The organism is Streptomyces sp. NPDC002701 (assembly GCF_042889045.1).
In the GTDB taxonomy this organism is placed as follows: domain Bacteria; phylum Actinomycetota; class Actinomycetes; order Streptomycetales; family Streptomycetaceae; genus Streptomyces.
Genome location: NZ_JBIAQL010000024.1, coordinates 53,260 through 69,786 on the forward strand (window position 1 = coordinate 53,260; position 16,527 = coordinate 69,786).

A 16,527-nucleotide genomic window follows, 5' to 3' on the forward strand; every position below is an offset into this window, starting at 1 on the left:
TCAGATCCGCTGGTCGGGAAGGGTGGCCTCGTACTTCGTGACCGCCTCGATGGTGTTGATCTCGTGCTGCTTCGCGGCAGCCTCGATGGCCTCGGCCGACGCGCCGGACTCGATCAGCTCGAGAATGCCCTCATGCTCTGCGATGGCGGCCTGGGCACGGCCGGGGGCGTACCAGAAGGCCGACCTGCGGACGATCTCGAGCCGGGCCCACTCGTTGTCGACGATGTCGACGAGGCGACGGTCGGGACAGCGGCACGCGAGCAGCTGGTGGAACTCCCGGTTGAGCCGGCCGAAGCGGGCCGGATCGAAGCTGGCCAGCGCCTCCTTCATCTGCCGGTCCATTGTGTGGGCCGCCGTCAGGTCAGCCTCGGTCAGGTGGGGCGCCGACAGCGCCGTCGCGTAACCGCCGAGGCGAGCCACGATCTGCAGGCCCCGCTGCCACGCGTCGGTGTCGAACGTCGCCACAAGTGCGCCGACGTTGGGCACGATCTCCACCCAGCCCTCGGCCTCGAGTCGGCGCAGCGACTCGCGCCACGGCACCGAGCTGATGCCGTGCTCGCGCACCAACTGGTCGATGACCAGGCGGTGTCCGGGGCCGTAAGTGCCGTTCATAATCCGTTCCTTGAGAATCACGAATGCCTGTTCGGTCTTGCTCGCCATGCCGCAAATCCAACCACAATTCCGTACACGATGTTGGAGTGAGACCTTCCTTGAACACCACACCCGACCCTCCCCTGACCTCGGAGCTGCGGGCGAAGCTCGCGGCGGCACCCGTCGCCGGACTCTCGGCCCAACTGCGCCGCAAGGGCATCGAGGGCGTCTTCGTCGACGGCGTCCACCCCTTGGTCACGGGGCAGAAGTTCGTCGGCAGGGCCCGGACATTGCGCTTCGTTCCCTTCCGCGAAGATCTTTTCAAAAGCCATGGCGGCGGCTACAACGCGCAAAAGCGCGCCTTCGACTCTGTGGAGGAGGGCGAGGTACTCGTCATCGAGGCGCGCGGCGAGAAGGGCTCGGCCACGCTCGGCGACGTCCTTGCGATCCGTGCCCATGCCCGTGGTGCCGCGGCCATCGTGACCGACGGCGGTGTACGCGACTGCGAAGCCGTCGCCGCCGTCGGCATTCCCGTTTTCACGGTGGGCCCGCACCCGGCCGTGCTCGGCCGCAAGCACGTCCCCTGGGACACCGACCTCACCATCGCGTGCGGGGGTGCCACCGTGCAGCCGGGCGACATCCTCGTCGGCGACGCCGACGGGGTCGTCGTGATCCCGCCGGGGATCGCGGAGGAGATCGCCGATGCCACGATCGCCCAGGAGGAAGAGGACGGCTGGATCGCGCGGCAGGTCGCCGCCGGACACCCCGTCGAAGGGCTCTTTCCGATGAACACCGAGTGGCGGGCGAGGTACGACGCGGACCGCTCCGCCCCGTCGGACACATCGCGGACCGCCTCGTGACCCGGACCAAGCCGGCGCCGGCCACGAGCAAGTCACAGGTCGCCTACGAGTGGATCCGTGAGCGGGTCACGTCGGGGGCGTTCAACCCTGGCTACCGCCTCGTCCTGTCGACGCTGGCGAACCAGCTCGGCATGAGCGTGGTACCGGTCCGCGAGGCCATCAGCCACCTCACGGCCGAGGGTCTGGTGACCTTCGAGCGCAACGTCGGCGCGAGCGTGGCCATGGTCGACCCGGACCGTTACATCCACGCGATGGAGGTCATCACCGTGCTGGAGAGCGCGGCGACGGCGCTTGCGACGCCACACCTCACCCGGCGGGACCTGGCACATGCCCGGGAACTCAACGCGGCGATGCGCGCGCAGCTCGGCGACTTCGACTTCCGGCGCTTCACCGCGCTCAACCAGGAATTCCACCACGCCCTCTACTCCAGGTGCCCCAATCCGCGGCTCCTCGAGATGGTGGAGGCGGAGTGGTCCCGGCTGGGCCACCTGCGCGACTCGATCTTCGGGTTCGTGCCCCACCGACCCCAAGAGTCAGTGTGCGAACACGACGACCTGCTCGACCTCATCGAGGGGGACGGGACGCCCGACCGGATCGAACAGGCCGTGCGCCAGCATCGAGCTGGCTCTCTCGACGCCTTTCGCAGCCACGGTACTCACGGCCCCCACCGCAACGACCGCGCCGACCAAGGAACCTGACGATGCTTCCCGAGCAGACCCTCGCCGCCCTCGCCGCCGAACTCGAACGAGCACACACCGACCGCGCCGTGCTACCGCGCATCACCGCCCGGCACCCCGAGGCAACGGTCGAGGACTCGTACGCTATCCAGGGGCTCTGGCGTGACCAGCGGATCGCGGCCGGCCGCCGCCTCGTCGGCCGCAAGATCGGCCTGACGTCCAAGGCGATGCAGGCGGCGACGGGCATCTCCGAGCCGGACTACGGTGTGATGTTCGACGACACCGTCTGGGAGAACGGCGCGGTGGTGCCGTTCGACGTCTTCTCCAACGTTCGCGTCGAGGTTGAGCTCGCTTTTCTGCTCAAGTCGCCGCTAGAGGGCCCGCACTGCACGATCTTCGACGTGCTCCGCGCGACGGAGTACGTCGTCCCGGCGCTGGAGATCCTCAACTCCCACCTCGAACTCGAGGGGCGCACGATCGTCGACACCATCGCCGACAACGCCGCCTACGGTGGCCTGGTGCTCGGCGGCACTCCCGTCGCACCCGAAGCGGTTGACCTCCGCTGGATCTCCGCGCTGCTCTACCGCAATGAGACGATCGAGGAGACCGGCGTCGCCGCCGGCGTGCTCAACCACCCCGCCACGGGCGTCGCGTGGCTCGCGAACAAACTCCACCAGCACGGCACCGCGCTCAGCGCCGGGGAGTTGATCCTGGCTGGGTCCTTTACCCGGCCCCTGTGGGTGTCGCGCGGCGACTCGGTGCTGTGCGACTACGGAACGATGGGAACGGTCTCGTGCAGCTTCCGGTGAACCTCCCCGCGACTTTCCGCGAGGCGCTCGCCGCCTCCGACCGCCCTCTGATCGGCATGTGGGTGTGTAGCGGCAGTCCGCTCGTCGCCGAGATCTGCGCGGGCAGCGGCCTGGACTGGTTGCTCATAGACATGGAGCACAGTCCCAACCAGCTCGAGTCGGTGCTCACGCAGCTCCAGGCGGTCGCCGCCTACTCGGTCAGACCGCTGGTCCGCGCGCCCGGCCTGCTGCCGATCATGATCAAACAGATCCTCGACCTCGGTGCCCAGAACATCCTGCTGCCGATGATCGACACCGCGGAGCAGGCCGCGGCGGCCGTACGTGCCGTGCGCTACCCGCCGCGCGGCGACCGCGGCATCGGATCGGCCCTCGCCCGGTCCGCCCGCTGGAACCGCGTCGACGGCTACCTGGCCGACGCCGACGACCACGTCTCGCTCTTCGTCCAGATCGAGTCGGTCACCGGAGTTCAGAACGCCGCCGAGATCGCCGCGGTCGACGGCATCGACGGTGTCTTCGTCGGTCCGTCCGACCTCGCCGCGTCGATGGGCCTGATCGGCCAGCAGACCCACCCCGATGTGGTGGCCGCCGTTGGGCGGGCCTTTGAGGCGGTCCGCGGCGCCGGCAAACCCGTCGGCGTCAACGCCTTCGATCCGGCCGTGGCCTCAGCCTACCTCGATGACGGCGCGTCGTTCGTCCTCGTCGGCGCCGACGTCACCCTGCTCGCCCAAGGCTCCGACGCCCTGGCCGAGCGGTTCATCGGCGCGTCCGGCCCGGGCCGCACCGGCAAGTAAAGGAGCACCCCTTGACTGCCCCCCGAACGCAGACCGTTCCCGAGGCGAAGGCCGCCCCGGTGGCCCGCGCCGCCGGCCGCCTCGCCACCTCGAGGTCATCGACGTCAAGCCGCGTCCGTCGCCGTGGTGTTCGCCGGCGAGTCACTGACCGGCTTCACCGAGCCCGCCTCGACAAGAGGGGTGCCGCCAACAGTTTGGCTGCATCGCCAACTCCAATTACCTCAACCACCGTGCAGACCCAGGCCCTGCACGCCTACCTGCGCTGGCGCAACGCCAACGCCCGCCACCGCAACATTTTGGCCGCCGAACGCAAGGAACGCGCCCGCATCCGCAGTGAGAAAGGCATTCGCTGGGGCGAGCGCCCCTCAAGACAGCAGCCTGAACCAATCCGGTGAACCATACGATCACGGCTCTCGGTCGGCGGCATGAGCCTCGGCATTCCTGACCAGGTCCGCAAGACGGTCATAGCCGACGGGAACGAATCCTGGCTGGACGAGCTGCCAGGCGTGGTCGACTCGCTGGCCCAGACGTGGTCTCTGATGATCGGGTCCAGCTTCGTGGGCGGTCACGCCGCCCTGGTCGTCGAGGCGACTCTTGTTGACGGAACTCCGGCGGTCCTCAAGATCGGTGTGCCAGGTCGGGATATCGGTCAGGAGGCCATGGTGTTGCGCCTGGCGAACGGAAGGGGATGCGCCAAGCTGTTGGGCGAAGACGCAGGTCGACAAGCCCTTCTGCTGGAGCGCCTTGGGGCTCCGATGGACGACATCGTTGCCGACCCTGCAAACCGCCACAAGTTGCTGTGCGAAGTGGCGGTTCGCCTGTGGCGTCCGATCGGTCCCGACATTGACCTTCCAACCGGTGCGAAGTTGGCTGAGCAGTACGCCGATCGGCTGCCAGAACTATGGGAGCAGGCGGGGCGACCGTGTTCGCCGGCCGCTGTGGCGGACGCGCTGAATTGCATGAACCGTCGTCGCCTTGCCCACGACGATCGGTCTGCGGTTCTGGTCCACGGTGATATCCACGAGATGAACGCCCTGCAGGCGAGTGACGGCAGCTACAAACTCATCGATCCAGCCGGACTGCGGGCCGAACCGGCGTGCGATCTCGGCACAATCGTGCGTTGCAACCCAGACCTCGGCGATGACCTCTGGGCGCGGACTGAGCAACTGGCTTCCCGCACGGGTGTGGATGCCACCGCCATCTGGGAATGGGGAACTATCCACCGAGTCGTCAGCGGCGTCTACGCCTGCAGTATTGGCTTTCAGCCCTTTGGCGATCTGCTGCTGGCCGAAGCGGACCGCCTCACGGCGTAGTCGCCTGCCGGGGGGCTAGCCCGCTCGCCCCGTCGGCCTCTGGACGTGGACCGGACGGTGCGCACGATCTGCATGGAAGCAGGCGTCGTAGGCCAGGCCGCCAACAACCCGGCGAACCTATGCGGTCACAGCACTGGAGGACAACCGCTCGGTGAAGCACGCAACACGGCTGGCGAGGCCCGGGACCTGGCGGGAGACGCAGGGCCGGAATCCGGGTCCTGCTCACAGCACCCGTCGACACCCCGGCCAAGGCACTGCCGGATCTCGGTAGGCACGACGCGCCGTCGTGCCCGCGCCGGGTGCGCATCACGGACTTGCGGTCGTGTCCGGGACGGCAACATGTGGCGAAGGAGCAGGTCAGACCGATTCGCGGACGACGATTCGCGCGGGCGGCGGGCGCAGGCCGTCCATGCCGAGGTTCAGGGCGAGGCGGGCGCTGAGCCGGCCGTGGGCCTCGGCGTCGACGTGGACGGTGGTCAGTCCGGGGGTCGTGTAGGCGCCGTAGCCGTTGTCGTCGAAGCCGATGACGGCCACATCGTCCGGCACGCGGTGGCCGAGGTCGAGCAGGGCCATGAGAGTGCGCAGGGCGACGTCGTCGTTGAAGCCGGCGATGGCGGTCACCTCGGGAGCGCCTGTCAGGAACGCCTGTACGGCTTCGGCGCAGGCGGAGCGCTCGGGCGGTGTGACGAAGGTGCGGGGGACCTGGATACCGAGATTGCGTGCGGCGTGCCCGGTGAACTTCAGCCGGGTCGCGGCCAGCGGGGACTCGGTGTCGGGCAGGGCCATGGCGACGACGGTGTGACCGTGCTCCACCAGGTGGCGCAGTTGCATTGCCGCGTGGGCGGCGAGGCCGTCGCGCCAGCCGCCGCCAAGGTCGTCCAGTTCGCGGCCGGTGAGGTAGGTCTCGCCGAAGCGGATGACCGCGCGGGGCGCTATGACGTCCAGGATCTGCTGGGTCGACTGCGGGGTGTGGCGACCGTGCCGGACGAGCAGCACATGATCGTGGGCGGCGAGTTCGGCGTCCAGGCCCTGGATGTAGCTCCGGGAGTAGTGACCCTCCATACCGGCGTCGATGTTCAGGACGACGACGCGGGAGGAGCCCTCGCGCAGGGCACGGGCGACTCCGTGCGGTACGTAGCCCAGTTCCCGGGCAGCTTGCTTGACCCGGTCCCGGGTCGTGGCGGAGATCGTCTGGTGGGGGTCGTCGTTCAGGACGAAGCTCACCGTGGCGCGGGACACACCGCTGGCCGCCGCCACATCGTTCAGCGTCACTCTTCCGGAACTGCCCATCACCCCTGCTCCGATGCGGTCGGCACACCGTTCGCCCTGCGGGTCGGCGCACAGCCATTCTAGGATCCTCGGCCGACACCCGGTGCACCGGCCACCACAGGCACTGCTGGGCGTGGGCGCCGCTGCGCTGCTCGGGCCGTCCAGGGTCGGCAAGACACACATCGCTGTCGCTCTCGCGGCCTGCCGGGCCGGCTACTCGATCTACTTCACCAGCCTCGACGACATGGTCCGCAACCTCAAAGCCGCTGGACGGCTCCTGAACAAGCTCGGCACCTACCTGCGGCCCAGCGTCCTCGTCGTCGATGAGGTCGGCTACCAACCCCTCGAACGGGCGGAGGCGAACCTGGTCTTTCAGGTGATCTCGAAGCGCTACGAGAAGGGTTCGATCATCCTGACCTCGAACAAGACCTTCAGCGAATGGGGACAGGTGTTCGGTGACGAAGTCCTCGCCACCGCCATCCTCCCGTCTCCTCCACGACTGCGAGGCCATCTCCATCAACGGCCCCAGCTACCGGCTGAAGAACCGGCTCAAGGCCATCGAGCGAGAGAACGACGTGGCTTGACCGGCTGCGATCACGACACCGGGTCCTCGCCCGGCGGGAGGAAGGTGTCGGCGCCATCAGCATCCTCGACATGACCGTTCGGGCGCGGAACCGAGGCGGTCCTGTGGCTGAGAGTGGAACCGACACGGCTCCGCTCGGTCGGACAAGTCCTCGCCGGCCATCGCGAAGTGCGGTTCGCCGCGGTGGTCAGCGGTGAGGCCAACGTCGTCGTCTCGGTGCTGTGCCGCACCACGGAGGAACTGTTGGCCTACCTGACCGACCGGGCCGGCTCGATACGGGGTGTCCGCGCCATCGAGACCGTGCCCACCCTCCGGCAGGTGAAGGCCCTCACATACGAACCCCGTCGCTGTGGTGAGGGCTCTCCCGTGCGCCGCCATCGATGGTATCTGCCGGCGCGGGTTCGCGGACAGCCAGGAATGCTGTCACCACCATGCATCAGCCCCAGCCTGGTAACCGGTAGACGACATGGGCTAGAACGATTTAGCTCGCTGTTGTAACGTGTTTGCCATATCGATTCAGCTATCCGGCGCGCCGGCCTGCGGCTTGCGGGCGGAGGAGGCTTTCCGGCCATGATCGACACGGTTTCCCCTGCCGTAGTGCAGCCGCTCCCGCGGCTTCCTAACGGTCTCCCGCAGCCCGGCCGATGCCTGGTAATGGGAATCCTCAATGTGACACCCGACTCCTTCTCCGATGGTGGCCGGTACTCGGACCCGGGCCAGGCTGTCCGGCACGGTCTGCGGATGGCCGCGGAAGGAGCCGACCTCGTCGACGTGGGCGGTGAATCCACCCGACCGGGAGCCGATCCGGTCGGAGTCGAGGAGGAACTGGCCAGGGTCGTGCCCGTAGTGCGGGAACTAGCGGGCGCGGGGGTGCCCGTCAGTGTCGACACCATGCACGCCGAGGTTGCGCACGCCGCGGTCGAAGCAGGGGCGTGCCTGGTCAATGACGTCAGCGGTGGCCTGGCCGACTCGGAGATGGCGGCCACCGTCGCCGCGGCCGGCGTCCCCTACGTCGTCACGCACTGGCGTGTGCCCAGCCGTGAGATGGAGCGGCACGCCATCTATGGGGACGTGGTCGGCGAGGTCATTGCCGAACTCTTGGACCGGGTGGCGGTGCTCACCACGGCCGGGATCGACCCCTCGCGCATCCTTCTCGACCAGGGCTTGGGCTTCGCCAAGCACGCCGACCACGACTGGCAGCTCCTTGCTCGTCTGCACACCGTACGGTCCGCGGGTTTCCCGGTGCTGGTGGGGGCGTCGAGGAAGCGTTTCATCGGGGCTGCCTTGAGTGGCTGGTCGAACAGTCCCCCAGGGCCCGGGGGGCGGGGCGCCGCGACGGCCGCGGTGTCCGCGCTGGCGGCGGCGGCCGGGGCAGCGTGCGTGCGGGTGCACGATATCCGTTCCAGCCTGCATGCCGTCTGCATGGCGGCGGCATGGACCGGCGTGGGCCTCGCCCGCGCGACGTCTGACGGGACCGCTGACGCCTCGGCGCAGTAGTTCGCGCACGGCTCTGGCCATCGGTTACACCCTGCTGCTAGCTTGCGCTAGATCGTTCTAGTTCAGGAACGAATTCCCGTGTCCCGCCTCGTTTGAGGGCAAGGCCGAGCAAATGGCCGCTCGACCGTGGCAATTGCCGGTCGCAGTCAACCGGGACTCAACCACCGTGAAAGTAGGAGCCGCATGACAACCCCCAGTCTTCAGGACGGCATCGACAAGGCCGGCTCGCCCGTCGACCTGCTGTGGCAGCCGGGAGCCGAGCCCTGGACGCCCGAGGTGGTGGACCGTGAGTACGCGGGCTGGCGTACCGAGCAGCGCGCCTGGCACGAGGGCGTGGCGCTGCTGAACCTGTCGCACCACATGTTCGACCTGTGGATCGAGGGCCCGGACGCCACCCGGGTGCTGGCCGAGTACGGCGCGAACAACTTCGAGAAGTTCGCGGTCGGCCAGGCCAAGCAGTACGTGCCGGTGACCAGCCGGGGTCACATCGTCACCGACGGAATCCTCTCCCGGGAGGCCGAGAACGCCTACGTGCTCAGCGGTGTCCCGGCATGCCAGCACTGGGTGCAGTACCACGCGGAGAAGGCTGGCTATGACGTCTCCTTCGTCACCGACCCGTCCTCCGCGTTCCGGCCCGGCGGTGGCGACCCGAAGCTGTTCCGCTACCAGATCCAGGGACCACTCGCCCTCGAACTCATCGGGAAGGTCTTCGGCGGCCCGATCCCGCAGACCAAATTCTTCCACTCCACACCGGTGACCCTGGACGGCCGCGCCTTCAAGGCGCTGCGGCACGGCATGGCCGGCCAGGCTGGCTACGAGTTCATCGGCCCGTGGGAGCATGCCGCGTACGTGCACGAGGCGTTCGTGAAGGCCGGGGAGCCGCTCGGCCTGATCCAGGTCGGCGCGCTGGCGTACGCGACGCCGAGCGTGGAGAGCGGCTGGATTCCCTCGCCGGTCCCCGGCATCTACACCGACCCCGAGCTGGCCGAGTACCGCGCCTGGCTCCCGCTGTTCGGCATCGAGGGCAAGCGTCCGCTCAACGGCAGCTACTACTCCAAGAACATCGAGGACTACTACGTCTCCCCGTTTGAGCTGGGCTACGGGAAGATGATCCACTTCGGGCACGAGTTCCACGGCCGGGATGCTCTTCTCAAGGCCAGGGAGAGCGGGAACCTGCGCAAGAAGGTCACCCTCGTCTTCGACCCGGACGACGTGCGCCGGGTGATCGGCGGGGGAGCGGACCCCGGCTTCGTCCTTAGTTACGGCCGCCACCGGGTGGAGACCTCCGCCGGTCTGGCCGGCGTCACCATGCAGACCGCGGCCATCGACCCGGTCGGCACCGTGCTGTCCCTGACTCTGATCGACGCCGCGCACGCCGCTCCCGGCACCGAGGTGAGCGTGGTCTGGGGCGAGCACCCCGGACAAGGTACTGAGCCCGAGGCCGACCTCGGGTTCCCCCGCATCCGCGCCACTGTCCAGCCCAGCCCGTTCGACCGGCACGCCCGCACCGACTACCGACGCGACGCCTGACCGGAACCGGCAGCAGGTGTTCAGGCCGGCCGGACACCGGCCGCGGCCGGCCCCATCGCGATCCCTTCCCGAGGAGGCATCATGAACCCCGTCAGCACACCCTCCCCGGCGGTGAGTACGTCACTGCTGGAGGACTTCTCCCTGGAGATGACCGGCAAGGACGTGCCCAAACTGGAGCAGGCCGCCGGCCTCATCCCGCAGGGCACCCGGATCAACGTCACCTTCCTCGGCAACGAGAACCTGCGGATCCGCCTGGACGCCGCCCGGGCGGTCAAACGTCTCGGCTTCGTCCCCGTACCGCACATCTCGGCCCGCCGCCTCAGCTCCCGCGAGGACTTCGAGCAGTTCCTTGCCGGACTGCGCGACGACGGAACCGGCACAGACGTCTTCACCGTCGGAGGCGACCCGGCCCGGCCCGAGGGCCCGTACGAGGACTCCCTCTCCCTCATCGAGTCGGGCCTCCTGATGGAGTACGGCGTCCAGCACGTCGGCATCAGCGGCTACCCGGAGGGCCACCCCGCCATCAGCGGCGATGTGCTCTGGTCGGCGCTGCGCGGCAAGAGCGCCGCCCTCGCCGCCCAGGGGCTGGACGGGAGCGTCATCACCCAGTTCGGCTTCGACGTCGCCCCGGTCCTCAGCTGGATCGAACAGGTCCGCGGCCACGGCATCACCCTGCCGGTCCGCATCGGTGTGCCCGGCCCCGCCGGTGTGCGACGGCTGATGTCGTACGCCACCCGGTTCGGAGTCGGCACCAGCGCCTCCATCGCCAAGAAGTACGGCCTGTCCATCACCAACCTGATGGGCACGGCCGGCCCGGACAAGTTCCTGCACGCCCTCGCGGAGGGCTACGACCGGGAACGGCACGGCGAAGTGAAGGTCCACTTCTATACGTTCGGCGGCCTGGAGGCCACCTCCGAATGGATCGCCCAGTTCAGGAAGGAAGCCCGCGCATGACGGTCATCCAGGCCGCGCCCACCGCCGAAGCCAAGAGGAACAAGAGGCCCAATCGCCAGGCGTCACTGATCGTCCAGGGTGCCGACGCCACCGGCATCGTCGCGGCAGTCACCTCGGTGCTGAGCGACCACGGTGCGAATATCGTCTCGCTCGACCAGTACTCGGACGACCCACACGGCGGCTCCTTCTTCCAGCGCACCGTCTTCGGACTGGATGGCCTCCAGGCCGCGCTGCCCGCGGTGCGCGCCGAGCTCGATACGGCTCTGGTGGAGAAATACGGCCTGACGTACACGCTGCGAGACATGTCGGTGCCGAAGCGGATGGCGATCTTCGCCTCCAAGTCGGACCACTGCCTGCTCGACCTGCTCTGGCGCCACCGGCAAGGCCAACTGCCGGTCAGCATTCCGATAGTGATCTCCAACCACCCCGACGTGGCCGAGGAGGTACGCGGCTTCGGCATCCCGTTCTTCCATGTGCCGTCCATGGGCGCGGACAAGTCCGCAGCCGAGGCTGAGCACCTCAAGCTGCTGAAAGACAACGTCGACTTCGTCGTCCTCGCCCGCTACATGCAGATCCTCTCCGGCGGCTTCATCGAGCGGGTCGGCGTCCCGATCATCAACATCCACCACTCCTTCCTGCCCGCCTTCATCGGTGCCGGCCCCTACGCCAAGGCCAAGGAACGCGGCGTGAAACTGGTCGGCGCCACCGCCCACTACGTCACCGAGGACCTCGACGAGGGGCCGATCATCGAGCAGGACGTCGTCCGCGTCAGCCACGGCGACACCGCCGCCGACCTCACCCGCCGCGGCGCCGACGTCGAACGCGCCGTCCTCTCCCGCGCGGTGCTGTGGCACGCTGAGGACCGGGTCATCCGTGACGGCAACCACACCATCGTCTTCCCCTGAGCCATCGGTTGCGCCCCCACCCCGACATGGAAGCCGCCCAGAAGAGGGCAGGCGGCCTCGGCACGCCTCGGGACTGCCCGAACAGGCCCACGGGGGTGCCGGACGCGATGGACGCGGCGGACACCGCACGATCCGCTCCGGCGCCGCACACCGCGGTCGCGCGAGGCCGTGCCCCGCCCCCAGCCCTCTTCCCCGAAGGATCGTTCAACAACACAGAAAGCGGTTCGTCACCATGACCACCACGATCGACGGCACTCGGATTGCCCGGCACATCCGGGCCCGGGTCACCGAACGAGTCGCCCAGGCAGCACAGTCCGGACGGGTGCCGGGGTTGGCGACCATCCTGGTCGGCGATGACCCGGCCAGTGCCGTGTACGTCGCTGCCAAACGCCGTGCCATCCGTGAGGCAGGCATGCACGACATCCACCGCCGACTGCCCCAGCACGCCACGCGGTCGGAGGTCGCCGCAGTCATCGATAAACTGGCCGCCGATCCGGCCGTCTCCGGAATCCTGCTGCAACTACCGCTGCCGCCGCAGCTCGACGCCGGCCCGCTGATCGACCGCATCCCCGTCACCAAGGACGTCGACGGCCTGACCACCGCCAGCGTCGGCCGCCTCTCCCGTGACGAACGGGGACTGCGTCCCTGCACGCCCAGCGGTGTCATCGAGCTCCTCGACGCCGAAGGGATCGAACTGAAAGGAACGTGCGTCGCCGTCGTTGGCTGGGGAGAACTCGTCGGCCGCCCCCTGACCCAGCTCCTGTTGCGGCGGGGAGCGACGGTCACGGTCGCGCACGAGTTCACCGCCGACCTCACCGCCGTCACACGGCCGGCCGATGTCGTCGTGGTCGCCACCGGCGTCCGCGGCCTCATCGGCCACGAACACATCAAGCCCGGGGCCACTGTCATCGATGTCGGCATCCACCGCACCCCCGATGGCCTGACCGGTGACGTCCGCGCCGCGGAACTCGACGGCGTCGCAGGTCGCATCACCCCCGTACCCGGCGGCGTGGGCCCGATGACCATCGCCATGCTCCTGGTCAACACCCTCCGGGCCGCCGAGTGGGCCGACGAGCACGACTCCGTCCCCGCATAGCGGCGGCGCGGCGTACCGGTGTGGTGCCCGGTGTGCCGGGTAACACCACGCCCTGTCCTGCCGGATCCCGTCCGTACTCCGTGCCGAGGAAAGGCGCCGGACATGAAGGACTTGTCTCCGTCGGCCCGGTTCGCCAGCCTTCATGCCAGTGGTGTGCTCGATGTCACCGACGACCCGAGGGCTCTTGACTCCTCGGGCTTCTGGGTCGTCGTGGCCGACTTCGAGGGTCGGCTGGCCTGCGCGCGTTTCCGCGACGTCCGTCCGCTCCCAAGGCGTTGTGGCAGCGGTCACCGGTGGGCTGGGCCGGGACGGCACCAGGGGAGCACGTTACTCGATCGCGCTGCCTATACCGCCGGTGTGCGCCACATCCGCGAGCGCATCGCCGCCGGCGACGTCTACCAGGCCAACCTGTGCCGCATCCTGTCCGCCCCGGTCACAGCCGACGCAGACATCGAGGCGCTCGCCGGCCGGCTGGCCGACCACCACCACGCCCCGTGCGCCGCCATGGTCCGAATGCTGACTCATGGCGTGGAAGTCGTCTCAGCCTCGCCCGAACTGTTCCTGCGCCGCACGGGCCGAGTCATCGAGTCCGGCCCTATCTCGGCCGGGGTCGCCCGCGAGATCTGGGGCAAGCGGTGTGACGGTGGCGAGAAGCACGGTGAGCCCTGCCTTCTAGGCCCGATCGATGAGCACTCGGTAACCGTCGATCAACTGGGTAAGGGTCGGCATCTCGTCCAGCGACGTGATTCTGCCGGGGAGGCTCCAGTCGTTGACGGCCTGAACACGACCGCGGACCCGCGACCGCCCGCATGACGCCGCCGTCCAAGCGGTACGGAGTCGATCGCTCGGCCGTCCGCGCCACCGTGCACCGTGGCGAACTGTGAGCAGTGGACTTTGGTGACGCCTCTGGACCACAGCAGTGCCGAGGGCCGGATGTCCCGGGCGTCACGCCGGGGCTGCGGCTGCCTCCCCTTGCGCGGCGCGCGGGCTGGGCACCGTCGCCCGGATGGACAAGTCCAGCTCGAGGCGGCTGTTCATGTCCAGTTCGAACCGGCACGGCCTACGCGGAAGGAGACGGGCCCGCATCCAGCACCCGAACCCGAAAACTCCTCGGCTGAGCGCCCGAAGGGCCGGGGTTGCTCGAGGACCTCGACCGACCGGAATACTTCACCAGCTGAGCGCTAGTACTACAAACGGCGCGGACACAGTCCCTGATACTGGTCAGCAATCAGCCCAAGCACCGTTGCAGTAGTAGACCCGCCTGTCGCGGTCAGCAAGCCGACGACACGTCCACGCCGATGCCAGCCAATCAAATGCTCAATAGTTTCGGCCGTTCGCCTGGCTTTCTGATCTTGATGCGCCTGCTTTGCGTGGCCGAGCGTCCACGCTGCTGAAGCCCGCCGGCGGGAGCGCCGCTGAGGCGAGGAGGGTGAGTTTCTCCTCGTCCTCACTCCCCGCGTCTGCATGGACCATGACGAGCATCATGCCCTCGATGTTGGTGATACCGAGCTTTTCGTGGTTGACGACCAGCGGACCCACTTGAGGGTGGTCGAAGCGCATGCGCCCGCTCTGCCTGACCCTGATGTCGTGACGTGCCCACAGGCGACGGAACTGCGGGCTGGCAAGGGAGAGCTCTCCGACGAGTTCGATGAAGCGCGGGTCGTCGATGTTCGTGCCGACGGCTTGACGGAAGCCGGCGATCAGGCTCTGGGTGGCGACTTCCCAGTCCGGGAAGAGGGCTCGCTCGGCGGGATCGAGGAAGAGGTCTCGCAACCGGTTGTTGCCGACGACGAGCCGCGGTGACAGTGCGGTGGCGAGCGGGTTCACGGCGAGGACGTCGAGGTAGCGCCCCTCTACAAAGGCCGGCACATGAAGGGTCTCGACAAGTTTCGCGACGCCGGACGGGACGACCTCCCTGGGTGTGCGAGCGCGGCGCGGACGCCGGCTGGAGGCGAGGCCGGCCAGGTACGCGCTCGTCTCATCGTCCAGCAGCAGAGCCTTGGCGAGCGACTCGAGAACCTGCGCGGAGGGCCGGCGATCACGCCCCTGCTCCAGGCGTAGGTAGTATTCGGCGCTGATCCCGGCGAGCATCGCGACTTCCTCCCGGCGCAGACCGGGCACGCGCCGCGTGCCGCCTGCTGGGATGCCGACCTGCTGCGGGGTGACCAGTTCGCGTCGGGCGCGCAGAAAGTCGCCCAGCAGATTGTCTTTGTCGGTCATCTCTTCACGGTAAGCCCCGAGGTCACATCGTGACTGGTCCTGCCGCTACCAGGAGCGCGGGGGGTCTGGCTGGTGCCTGGTGCAGCCGGAAACCTTGTGGTCATGACACAGCAATACGTCCTTGTCACCGGCGGCTCCGGATTCATCGCCGGTCACTGCATCCTTCAGCTCCTCGAGCAGGGCTACCAGGTGCGCGCCACTATCCGATCCTTGAGTCGTGAGGAAGCCGTCCGGGCCGCGCTCACCGAAGCTGGCATGGTCAACGGCGGCGCACTGAACTTCGTATCCGCTGATCTGACCAGCGACACCGAGTGGGCCGACGCCGTCGCCGACTGCGACTTTGTGCTCCACGTCGCCTCACCCGTGATGCCCGGCCACGTCGACAACCCCGACGACGTCATCGTCCCCGCGCGCGAAGGCACCCTGCGCGTGCTGCGTGCCGCCCACGCCGCCGGTGTAAAGCGGGTCGTGCTCACCTCGGCATTCCATGCCGTCGGCTGGGGCCACCTCCGCAACGACAACCATGTCTTCACCGAAGCTGACTGGACCGTCGTTGGGGCCGATGGCGTCGACCCCTACGGGGAGGCCAAGACACTCGCTGAGCGTGACGCCTGGGACTTCATCGAGGCAGAGGGCAGCTCCACGGAGCTGGTCACCCTGCTCCCGGTAGCGGTCATGGGGCCGGTCATGGGCAACGACATCTCCGGCTCCAACAACCTCATCAAGAGGATCCTCGGCGGCGACCTCCCCGGCTACCCCGACCTGTACTTCCCGATCGTCGACGTCCGGGACGTCGCCACCGCTCACCTGCTGGCGATGACCACGACGGACGCCGCCGGGCACCGGTTTCTGCTCTCCAACGGTCCCGCGGTCCCCATGAAGGAAATTGGCTCGCTCATCAAGACCCGCCTCGGCGCAGCAGCCGCGAAGGTACCGACCCGCAGTCTGCCGAACTTCGCCGTCAAGGCCGGCGCCCGCATCAACCCGGAGCTCCGCGAAATCGTGCCCGATCTCGGCTACTCGCGGAAGACCTCCAATGACAAGGCCCTCCGCGTGCTGGGCTGGCAGCCGCGTGACCCCAAGGACGCCATCCTCGCCGCCGCGCGGAGTCTCGTCGCCAAGGGCCTCGTCAAGAGCAAGTGAGCGTGGAAGAAGCGCCCTCGCGGGAGCGTCAGCGACCCCGTTTGGCGGACCGTTCAGGACCGCAGACGGCATCGCCTTCGGGACGCAGTTATGACAGATGACATATCGACTGCGGGTCGGCCCCAACCCGAAGGGGTCGGCCGCCCGATCTGCGGGCCCGCTACCGACAAGAGCGGGACAAGCGGATCCGCCCCGACGGAACCGGCCAGTACATCGAGCCGGTGGGCCGCTTCGCCCACCTCACTGCCGACCCCTACACGCCCCGAGTCGAGCGGGATTCGGTGGAGGA

The 16,527-nt window shown here is 68.4% G+C and carries 16 protein-coding genes and 2 pseudogenes; 15 read left to right on the forward strand and 3 right to left on the reverse strand.

Annotated elements, in window-relative coordinates:
- Nucleotides 1-660, reverse strand: a complete 660-nt coding sequence (locus ACFYXC_RS35705) for a GntR family transcriptional regulator (protein ID WP_389556606.1) — start codon at nucleotides 658-660, stop codon at nucleotides 1-3.
- Nucleotides 661-710: 50 nt separating this feature from the next.
- Between ACFYXC_RS35705 and ACFYXC_RS35710 the strand changes: the two genes are divergently transcribed.
- The 6 genes and pseudogenes from ACFYXC_RS35710 to ACFYXC_RS35735 all read left to right on the forward strand — a co-directional run bounded on the left by ACFYXC_RS35710 (nucleotide 711) and on the right by ACFYXC_RS35735 (nucleotide 5,041).
- Nucleotides 711-1,451 carry a hypothetical protein gene (locus tag ACFYXC_RS35710; protein WP_389556608.1) on the forward strand — a complete coding sequence of 247 codons (741 nt, stop codon included), beginning with the start codon at nucleotides 711-713 and terminating at the stop codon, nucleotides 1,449-1,451.
- On the forward strand, nucleotides 1,448-2,149 hold the full coding sequence (locus tag ACFYXC_RS35715; RefSeq protein ID WP_389556610.1) for a GntR family transcriptional regulator: 702 nt from the start codon (nucleotides 1,448-1,450) through the stop codon (nucleotides 2,147-2,149). Before ACFYXC_RS35710 ends, ACFYXC_RS35715 begins: the two co-directional genes overlap by 4 nt.
- Nucleotides 2,150-2,151: 2 nt before the next feature.
- Nucleotides 2,152-2,937, forward strand: a complete 786-nt coding sequence (locus ACFYXC_RS35720) for a 2-oxo-hepta-3-ene-1,7-dioate hydratase (protein WP_389556611.1) — start codon at nucleotides 2,152-2,154, stop codon at nucleotides 2,935-2,937.
- Complete coding sequence (locus tag ACFYXC_RS35725) at nucleotides 2,922-3,728, forward strand: HpcH/HpaI aldolase/citrate lyase family protein (protein WP_389556613.1); 807 nt, start codon at nucleotides 2,922-2,924, stop codon at nucleotides 3,726-3,728. Before ACFYXC_RS35720 ends, ACFYXC_RS35725 begins: the two co-directional genes overlap by 16 nt.
- Nucleotides 3,729-3,930: 202 nt before the next feature.
- A pseudogene (locus tag ACFYXC_RS35730) lies at nucleotides 3,931-4,123 on the forward strand (hypothetical protein); the annotation flags it as partial.
- Nucleotides 4,124-4,153: 30 nt separating this feature from the next.
- Nucleotides 4,154-5,041, forward strand: coding sequence for an aminoglycoside phosphotransferase family protein (locus ACFYXC_RS35735; protein ID WP_389556615.1), 888 nt, complete (start codon nucleotides 4,154-4,156; stop codon nucleotides 5,039-5,041).
- A 357-nt stretch (nucleotides 5,042-5,398) separates the two neighbouring features.
- Here ACFYXC_RS35735 and ACFYXC_RS35740 read toward each other — a convergent pair whose 3' ends face one another.
- A complete protein-coding gene (locus ACFYXC_RS35740) occupies nucleotides 5,399-6,313 on the reverse strand; it encodes a LacI family DNA-binding transcriptional regulator (protein WP_389556617.1) in 915 nt (304 codons plus the stop codon).
- A gap of 139 nt (nucleotides 6,314-6,452) precedes the next feature.
- Between ACFYXC_RS35740 and ACFYXC_RS35745 the strand changes: the two are divergent.
- The 8 genes and pseudogenes from ACFYXC_RS35745 to ACFYXC_RS35780 form a co-directional block, all read left to right on the forward strand.
- Nucleotides 6,453-6,894, forward strand: a pseudogene (locus ACFYXC_RS35745) (ATP-binding protein); the annotation flags it as partial.
- 113 nt (nucleotides 6,895-7,007) lie between these two features.
- Entirely contained in the window at nucleotides 7,008-7,391 is a 384-nt protein-coding gene (locus ACFYXC_RS35750; RefSeq protein WP_389556618.1) for an Lrp/AsnC ligand binding domain-containing protein, read from the forward strand.
- 72 nt (nucleotides 7,392-7,463) lie between these two features.
- Nucleotides 7,464-8,390 carry a dihydropteroate synthase gene (gene folP, locus ACFYXC_RS35755; RefSeq protein ID WP_389556620.1) on the forward strand — a complete coding sequence of 309 codons (927 nt, stop codon included), beginning with the start codon at nucleotides 7,464-7,466 and terminating at the stop codon, nucleotides 8,388-8,390.
- A 183-nt stretch (nucleotides 8,391-8,573) separates the two neighbouring features.
- On the forward strand, nucleotides 8,574-9,920 hold the full coding sequence (locus ACFYXC_RS35760) for an aminomethyl transferase family protein (protein ID WP_389556622.1): 1,347 nt from the start codon (nucleotides 8,574-8,576) through the stop codon (nucleotides 9,918-9,920).
- A gap of 81 nt (nucleotides 9,921-10,001) precedes the next feature.
- The gene (locus ACFYXC_RS35765) at nucleotides 10,002-10,874 is read left to right on the forward strand and encodes a methylenetetrahydrofolate reductase (RefSeq protein ID WP_389556624.1); all 873 of its coding nucleotides are present in this window, start codon (nucleotides 10,002-10,004) and stop codon (nucleotides 10,872-10,874) included.
- Nucleotides 10,871-11,779, forward strand: coding sequence for a formyltetrahydrofolate deformylase (purU, locus tag ACFYXC_RS35770; RefSeq protein ID WP_389556625.1), 909 nt, complete (start codon nucleotides 10,871-10,873; stop codon nucleotides 11,777-11,779). Before ACFYXC_RS35765 ends, purU begins: the two co-directional genes overlap by 4 nt.
- Before the next feature lie 232 nt (nucleotides 11,780-12,011).
- Nucleotides 12,012-12,875, forward strand: coding sequence for a bifunctional 5,10-methylenetetrahydrofolate dehydrogenase/5,10-methenyltetrahydrofolate cyclohydrolase (locus tag ACFYXC_RS35775; RefSeq protein WP_389556627.1), 864 nt, complete (start codon nucleotides 12,012-12,014; stop codon nucleotides 12,873-12,875).
- A 102-nt stretch (nucleotides 12,876-12,977) separates the two neighbouring features.
- Entirely contained in the window at nucleotides 12,978-13,688 is a 711-nt protein-coding gene (locus ACFYXC_RS35780) for a chorismate-binding protein (protein ID WP_389556628.1), read from the forward strand.
- Between the two features lie 504 nt (nucleotides 13,689-14,192).
- Here ACFYXC_RS35780 and ACFYXC_RS35785 read toward each other — a convergent pair.
- Nucleotides 14,193-15,095, reverse strand: a complete 903-nt coding sequence (locus ACFYXC_RS35785) for a helix-turn-helix domain-containing protein (protein WP_389556630.1) — start codon at nucleotides 15,093-15,095, stop codon at nucleotides 14,193-14,195.
- Nucleotides 15,096-15,197: 102 nt separating this feature from the next.
- Here ACFYXC_RS35785 and ACFYXC_RS35790 point away from each other — a divergent pair, with 102 nt between their 5' ends.
- Complete coding sequence (locus ACFYXC_RS35790; protein ID WP_389556632.1) at nucleotides 15,198-16,238, forward strand: SDR family oxidoreductase; 1,041 nt, start codon at nucleotides 15,198-15,200, stop codon at nucleotides 16,236-16,238.
- The last annotated feature ends 289 nt before the right edge of the window (nucleotides 16,239-16,527 follow it).